The organism is Ralstonia sp. ASV6, from assembly GCF_016429285.1.
Taxonomy (GTDB): Bacteria; Pseudomonadota; Gammaproteobacteria; order Burkholderiales; family Burkholderiaceae; genus Ralstonia; species Ralstonia flaminis.
This window is the reverse complement of sequence record NZ_JAELUI010000670.1, coordinates 1-301: the sequence shown is the minus strand read 5'-3', so window position 1 is coordinate 301 and position 301 is coordinate 1. Positions and strand designations below refer to the sequence as shown.

The 301-nt window shown below is 74.4% G+C and carries 1 pseudogene; it reads left to right on the top strand.

Features of this window, described 5'->3' with window-relative positions:
- Positions 1-127: pseudogene (locus JHD73_RS28835) on the top strand (ATP-dependent Clp protease ATP-binding subunit ClpX); the annotation flags it as partial.
- Positions 128-301: the final 174 nt, after the last annotated feature.

Genomic DNA, 301 nt, shown 5'->3' with positions numbered 1-301 from the left:
CACCCGGGACGTTTCTGGGGAAGGTGTGCAGCAGGCGCTGCTGAAGCTTGTCGAAGGGACGATGGCGTCCGTGCCGCCGCAAGGTGGCCGCAAGCATCCGAACCAGGACTTTCTGCAGGTCGACACCTGTCTCTTATACACATCTCCGAGCCCACGAGACATGGCGCCTGATCGCGTATGCCGTCTTCGGCGTGAAAAGGGGGGGGGGGGGGGGGGGGGGGGGGGGGGGGGGGGGGGGGGGGGGGGGGGGGGGGGGGGGGGGGGGGGGGGGGGGGGGGGGGGGGGGGGGGGGGGGGGGGGG